The organism is Synechococcus sp. R5-12 (assembly GCF_047502655.1).
GTDB lineage: Bacteria > Cyanobacteriota > Cyanobacteriia > Thermostichales > Thermostichaceae > Thermostichus.
Map to the genome: position 1 here is coordinate 1 of NZ_JANSIM010000270.1, position 6,278 is coordinate 6,278.

A 6,278-nucleotide genomic window follows, 5' to 3' on the forward strand; every position below is an offset into this window, starting at 1 on the left:
CCTTCCCCGCCCTGAAGGACGGGGCTTGCCGCGCCTTTTGGTCAGGGTGCGTACTCTTCAAACTCGCTCCAAAAAGGCCACCCCCTCTACATGCCCGGTTTGGGGAAAGAAGTCAGCCGCCCGCCATTGGGTAAGGCGATAGGATCCCTCTGCCAGTAGGATCTGCAAGTCTCGCGCCAAAGTGGCAGGGTGACAGCTAATGTAGACGATGCGTGGTGGTCGTCGCAGCTTTAGGGTCTCGAGCACTTGGCGGTCGCAGCCGCGCCGCGGCGGATCCAGCACCACAATGTCGGCAGGGGGCAGGGTCGGCAAAACCTGTTCCACCGTGCCCTGGAAAAATTGGGCTGAGGCGATACCGTTGAACTGGGCATTGTAGCGGGCTTGGGCCACCGCTTCCGGCAAAGCTTCCACCCCCATCGCCCGTTTCGCCCGTTGCGCCAGCAGCAAGGTTAAGGTGCCGATGCCACAGTAGGCATCCAGGATGGTTTCCTCTCCCCGCAGGTTCAGTTGGTCGGCTATCCAGGTAAAAAAGGCTTCTGCTTGCTCTGTGTTGACCTGGAAGAAAGAGGTGCTGTCGATCCAGAGGGAAAAACCGGCAAATTCCTCCCGCAAAGACCCCCGACCGGCAATCACCTCAGTCTCCGGGCCGAAGATGGCATTGGTGCGGGCCGAGTTGAGATTGAGACAGACCCCCACCAGGTCAGGGTAGCGCTGCATCCAGCGTTCGGCCCAGCTTTCCAGATGGGGCAGGCGACGACTGCAACTGACCAAGGTCAGGAGCACCTCGCGGGTACGGCGACCGATGCGCAAACCCAAGTGGCGGAGATGACCTTGGTGACGACTTTCGTCGTAGACACTCCAGCCCGTTTCTTGGAGATCCCGCTTGATTTCCCTCAGGAACACATCCAGCCGCTCGTCTTGCACGGGGCATTGGTTGAGGTTCACCAGGCGGTGGCTGCCCCGTTGGTAGTAGCCCATGCGCAAGGGCTGGCCCTCCGGTTTGGCCATGGGGTAGGTGACCTTGTTGCGATAGCGCAGCGGCTGCTGGGATCCCAAAATGGGGACAGGCTCCGGCAGAGCAAGACCGCCAATCCGCTCCAGTGCATCCCTGAGGATTTGCTGCTTGGTGGCCAATTGCTGGGCATAGCTGACATGTTGCCATTGGCAGCCACCACATTTGTCCGCCACAATGCAGGCTGGTCGCACCCGTTGGGGAGAGGGAGAAATCAGCGACCGAATTCGCCCGACCAAGTAGTTGCGCTTGATCTCGGTTATTTGGGCCACCACCTGATCCCCGGGCACCGCCTGGGACACAAACACCACTCGCCCTTGTCCAAGTCCTACCGTGTGGGCAATGCCATCTCCCTGGGTGGTCAGGGCCGTGACCTCCAACGCCAAGAGATCCCCAGGTTTAACGGGATCAGGAAGGCCGGAAGGGATCGGATGTTCCATTAGGCTGTTTCGCCGAAATTCGAAATAACTATAACCATAGGTCAGGTCGTGTTGGCTGGAGTCAGCATTGCCGGAAAAAGCTGTAGCAAGGCAAAAAGCATGTCAGCGGCCAACTGCTTACGGGATTGAAAACCCCATCCAATGAAGTGGTTCACTCCTTGGTCAAAGCAGATAGAGAAGGCAAAACATCTTCTCGAAAAGGAACCTCGTTTTGATTCACGTTCTCCAGCTCGGCCAACATGAGAGGGTTAACCCGGTTTAGGTAGGGCACCAAAACCTGTTGTAGCCTTCGGCTGTAGAAGCGGTGGTAGCTGTACACAGGCGTGGCCGGAAATCCCCGTCGAATCTTATGGGATCCCCCTGCGCCGGGATCAAAGTTGCGGATCCCTTCTCGGATGGCGAGGGCAATGGGCTCGTAGTAGCAAACGTTAAAGTGCAAAAACTTCACCTCCTCCCGACAACCCCAGTAGCGCCCGAACAGGCGATCTCCCTTACGAATACAAAAAGACATCCCCACAATTTCTGCATTCCGTTCCCCGGCCACCAGCACAACTCGCTCCCGATAGTCGGGATAGAGAGACTCGAAAAAGCGGCGATTGAGATATTTGCTCCAGTTCCAAAATTGGGCGCAGGTGTTGCTGTAAAAGTCGTACATGAGAGACAACAGGCGGGGCGTGATCTCCTCTCCTGTGTAAATCTTGAGTTCTAGGCCGCTTTTTTCCATTGCAGCCCGCTCTCGCTTGATGTTGCGCCGCTGGTTGGCATTGAACTGGCTCAAAAAGTCTTCGTAAGAGCGGTAGCCGGGGTTGTGCCACTGGTAGTTGTGGGTGATCCGGGGCGTAAATCCATCCGACTCCAATTGAGTCCGCCAGTCCAGATCTACATAAAGCAAGCTAAACACCGAAATATCCTTCTCTTGGCAAAACCGGTCAATGGCTGCCAGCATCAACGACCACACCTCTGCTTCCGAATACTCGGGATGGACGAGGATGCGATAGCCCGTGGCCGGGGTGAAGGGGGCCATGCCGATTAACTTCGGGTAGTAGCGTTCCCCCAATTGGCCGGCAACTGCAGCCCATTCTTGGTCAAAGACAAACTCCCCTTGACTGTGGCTTTTCAAATACAAGGGGGCAGCAGCAATCAACTGGCCGTCCGCCTCCACCAACAGGTGACAGGGCAGCCACCCTGTCCTGCGGCTGGCACAACCTGAGCTCTCTAGGCTGTGCAACCATTCGTATTCCAAAAAAGGAGAGGTGCGCTCCGTTTGCAAGGCGTGCCAGGCCCCTGCTGGGATCTCGCGAATATCGTGGCACCAGCGCCATTTTAACCCGGTTGACATTTGCCTGCTCGGATCAGACCAACCCGCCGCCCAATCGCCTCAGCTTGGCCGGGAAAAGGCCCCCCAATGCTTCTGCCGACTCAACGCCGCCAAATGCAGCACCTGGCAGGATCCCTGCGCCTGCTTGATCACGTACCACCCTGAAACGGGGTCGGAAACCACGCTGCTGCTCCTTTGCCCGTCCACAACTTCTCCGGCGGAAAACCACACTTGTGGGTTCTGGTTTGATTTTAATCGGGATCCCTGGGCTCGTAGTAACGGTTGGCCAATTCCAAAGCCATCTGAAACTTCTGCTCGCGGGTGAGGTCAGCCCGTCGGGCAATGTGAGCAAAGCGGTTGATATCTGGGGGCAGGAAGTCGAAAGGACGCTGTTCCCGCACGATGTCCAAGACCAAATCGCAAAGGGCCTGCTGGTAATCGTTATAGAAGATCTCTCCCAAAGCCTTGAGCCGTCCATCGGGCACCGGATTGTTAAAGTCGATGGCCTGGAGCTCTCCCTGCTCGTCGATAAATAGCTCCACCGAGTTCATTTCATAGCCCAAAACTCGATTGATAATCCGACAGGTATTGATGACTTTCTGGCCCATTTCCGGAGTAAGAAATTCTGGATCAAACAGATATTCGCTGGCATCGAACTTGCGAAAGATATACTTGATCGGAATGATCTTTCGGCCAATGCAGAGGGCGCGAATCTGCCAAGGGTAAGGGGTTTTGACCTTCTCTTGGATCATCATCACCTGAGATCCAGAGCGGTCGTAAAAATAGAGGAGCTGCTCCATGTTGTGGGCTATTTCTACTCCAATGGCCTCTCGCCCCTCCGCCGGCTTGATCACCATTGGCCAGCCCAGGTCTTCTGCCATCCCCTGCCAATCGAAAAACTTGTGATACTTAAAATCTTCTGCTTTCAATGCGGGGGCTTCTTTAGGGGGCAGAATGTAAGTTTTGGGGATGGAGATCCCCAGCTCTTTGACCACCATGTAGGCAGCATCTTTGTTGCGCAGGTAGTAATAAAAGCTAAACGGGTTGTTGATGAGGTAAACCCCCCGAAAGGCAAAGCCCATGAACAGGCCGATGGCTTGGGGGTAAAGGTAGCTGAAGCGATCCAGGATCAAGCGATACTTGGTGCGGTAATCCAGGTTCACCTCATGAATGGTGACATGTTCGGCCCGGATCTTGTAAGTTTGGCCGTTGCGAGCTTGAACAGGGGGAAGTGCGTTGAGGCGAGCCAGAGTATCGTCCCCGAAAGGCTCGCTGAAGTGCAGGCTGCCAACCCAATAGTCTTCAATCATCAAAGCTCTCTCGTCAAAAGCTATTCCCTGCAAGGGATCCTACGCGAAGGCGCGGATTTGCGCTTGCCAAGTGGGCCAATCGTGATTCCCCTCCCATACCTCCAGTTGATGGGGGATGTTGTTGCGGCTAAGCACTTCCGCCAGACGCAGGTTGTCGCTGAGGCAGTGGTCGTGGCGAGCGGTGAGCAACTTCAGCTCGGTGTTGCGCCCGCCCAACTGATCCCAGAGTTGCCGGCTCATGTTGGACATATAGGCCAGCGGGTTGATGAAATACAGCTCCTGCTCTGCCCGTTGGGGATCCCAGCCGGTGACAGAGCCGAGAGCGGCCACATCGTAGGGCCCCCCCAGAGCCAAACAACGGCGCACCAAGCCGGGATGCCGACAGGTGAGGTTGACAGCATGGGTAGCTCCCAGGGAAAACCCAGCCACCACCAGAAACTCATTTTGCGCCTCGGCCTTGGCGTAGGGGATCAGCTCTTCTACCCAGTGCTGCTCCAACAACAGCCAACGATCCCGACGTTGGGGCAAGTCCAGCTCGCGGTTGAAAAAGGTCTCCCAATCTAGGGTTTCCACGCAAAAAGCCTGCAAATAGCCCTGCTCCAGATGATGGCTGAGGCTGGCAATAATGCCGCGATCTTCCACGTCAAAAAAACGCCCGTTGCTGGTGGGCAGACAGATCAGCGGGTAGCCGTGATGCCCAAAGTGGAGCATCTCCATTTCCCGGCCCAAGATCTGAGAGGGAAAGCGCAAGTAGCGGCGAGCGTAGGCCATGAAAAACGGGGAAGGGATCCTCAAGAAATACCCAACCTTTCCGGGGGAAGCATTCTGCTCTGCCTGGTCGAGAAAGGCAAAGGGCACTCTCTGGAAAGGTCCACAAGAGCTACCCGAACAGATGAGAGCAAATCTGATCGGTTAACGGGAACCTCAGGAAATTTCCGTGAACAGATCCTTGAGGGCCGTGCGGGCGGCCAAGTGCTTGCGGGTGGACTCGAGAATTTCGGCTTCCCGGCGCAGCCGCCTTTCGGTACTGACCATTTCCAGCAGAGCTTGCTGCTCTTGGGGGGCCCCATGGAAGTGGCTAGCCACCCAGTAGGACAGTTCTATGGGGGTGGTGGGGAGCTGCTCCGGCAACTGTGCATCCCGCTCCATTAGCTTGCCCGAGAGACGCACCACATCTTGAAGGAGAGTGGTAACCTGGCGCACCCAGCTCTGCAGGTCATCGGAAGGGGTGGTCGGCTCATCCTCAATCCATTCCACCAGCCCCACCCGGAAGGGTTTTTCCCGCACGTAATCCAAGACGCGGAAGCGCTGCTGCCCCAAGGTCAAAATGTCCATGCGGTCATCCGGCAATCGCTGCACCTGCAACACCTCAGCACAACAGCCCACCCGCACTGGGGATCCCGTCTGGGGATTGAACATCAGCACCCCAAAGCGGCGATCCGTCTCCAGAATGGTGTTGATCATCATGCGGTAGCGGTACTCGAAAATGTGCAGCGGCAGAGGTCGGCCCGGAAACAGCACCACCTCCGGCAAGGGAAACAGCGGTAGCTCGCGAACATCCACGGAAGAAGAAGGCATAGGGCTTGTGCTTCTCGCTGTACTGAGTCTAGCCCATCTTTATTGGCCAATCTTTATCTCTGCTAAAGGTAGGGGATTGACAGGGAGGGGATCCCTCAAGAGAAGCGGTGGTGCCAGACTGTGATGGCAATCGCCAAGGCATCGGCGGCATCATCCGGGCGGGGCAAGCTGGGCAGGTTGAGTTCCCGGGCCACGGCAGCTTGTACAGCCTGCTTGTCGGCGCGTCCGTAGCCTGTCAAACTTTGCTTGACTTGGGCGGGCGTAAACTCCACCGGCAACAGATGATGCTGGGCCAAGGTGAGCAGGATCACGCCACGGGCTTGGGCGATGGCAATGGTATTGCCCATTTTGTAGAAAAAAAGTTTTTCCAGCCCCACCTGATGCGGGCGCAGTTGGCGCAGCAACTGGCTCAAATCCTCGTGCAGCGTTTGCAGCCGCTCCGGCATCGAGTGTTGGCTGGGGGTGCTGATCACCCCATAATCCACAGGTTTCAACCCCGCAGATCCCGCCAGAATGCAACCAAAACCCATGGTTCCCAGACCTGGATCTAGGCCGAGGATGCGCTGCTCAGGTGGGGTGTCTGATACATTTACGCTGAACACTGCTGAACATCACTGTTC

At 56.6% G+C, this 6,278-nt stretch carries 7 protein-coding genes; all 7 read right to left on the reverse strand.

Translation table 11 applies throughout. From position 1 onward, the window contains the following. Nucleotides 1-57: 57 nt before the first annotated feature. Nucleotides 58-1,452: a 23S rRNA (uracil(1939)-C(5))-methyltransferase RlmD gene (gene rlmD, locus NW843_RS13070; RefSeq protein ID WP_414523160.1), complete on the reverse strand. Its 1,395-nt coding sequence runs from the start codon at nt 1,450-1,452 to the stop codon at nt 58-60. A gap of 151 nt (nt 1,453-1,603) precedes the next feature. Continuing rightward, a complete protein-coding gene (locus NW843_RS13075; protein ID WP_414523161.1) occupies nt 1,604-2,791 on the reverse strand; it encodes a GNAT family N-acetyltransferase in 1,188 nt (395 codons plus the stop codon). A 39-nt stretch (nt 2,792-2,830) separates the two neighbouring features. Continuing rightward, entirely contained in the window at nt 2,831-2,953 is a 123-nt protein-coding gene (locus NW843_RS13080) for a hypothetical protein (protein ID WP_414523162.1), read from the reverse strand. A 68-nt stretch (nt 2,954-3,021) separates the two neighbouring features. Further along, the gene (locus NW843_RS13085) at nt 3,022-4,080 is read right to left on the reverse strand and encodes an ATP-grasp domain-containing protein (RefSeq protein WP_414329283.1); all 1,059 of its coding nucleotides are present in this window, start codon (nt 4,078-4,080) and stop codon (nt 3,022-3,024) included. Nucleotides 4,081-4,119: 39 nt separating this feature from the next. Then, nucleotides 4,120-4,938 (reverse strand): alpha/beta hydrolase-fold protein, encoded by an 819-nt coding sequence (locus tag NW843_RS13090; protein ID WP_414523163.1) that lies wholly within the window; start codon nt 4,936-4,938, stop codon nt 4,120-4,122. Between the two features lie 66 nt (nt 4,939-5,004). Continuing rightward, nucleotides 5,005-5,658, reverse strand: coding sequence for an LON peptidase substrate-binding domain-containing protein (locus NW843_RS13095; RefSeq protein WP_011432147.1), 654 nt, complete (start codon nt 5,656-5,658; stop codon nt 5,005-5,007). A 95-nt stretch (nt 5,659-5,753) separates the two neighbouring features. Next, nucleotides 5,754-6,260 carry a crossover junction endodeoxyribonuclease RuvC gene (ruvC, locus tag NW843_RS13100; RefSeq protein ID WP_011432146.1) on the reverse strand — a complete coding sequence of 169 codons (507 nt, stop codon included), beginning with the start codon at nt 6,258-6,260 and terminating at the stop codon, nt 5,754-5,756. Nucleotides 6,261-6,278: the final 18 nt, after the last annotated feature.

What these genes read in the sequence shown, in the direction of transcription:
- NW843_RS13075 (WP_414523161.1), bottom strand. Translation starts at nt 2,791, where the DNA reads ATGTCAACCGGGTTAAAATGGCGCTGGTGCCACGATATTCGCGAGATC.
- NW843_RS13085 (WP_414329283.1), bottom strand. Translation starts at nt 4,080, where the DNA reads ATGATTGAAGACTATTGGGTTGGCAGCCTGCACTTCAGCGAGCCTTTC.
- rlmD (WP_414523160.1), bottom strand. Translation starts at nt 1,452, where the DNA reads ATGGAACATCCGATCCCTTCCGGCCTTCCTGATCCCGTTAAACCTGGG.
- NW843_RS13095 (WP_011432147.1), bottom strand. Translation starts at nt 5,658, where the DNA reads ATGCCTTCTTCTTCCGTGGATGTTCGCGAGCTACCGCTGTTTCCCTTG.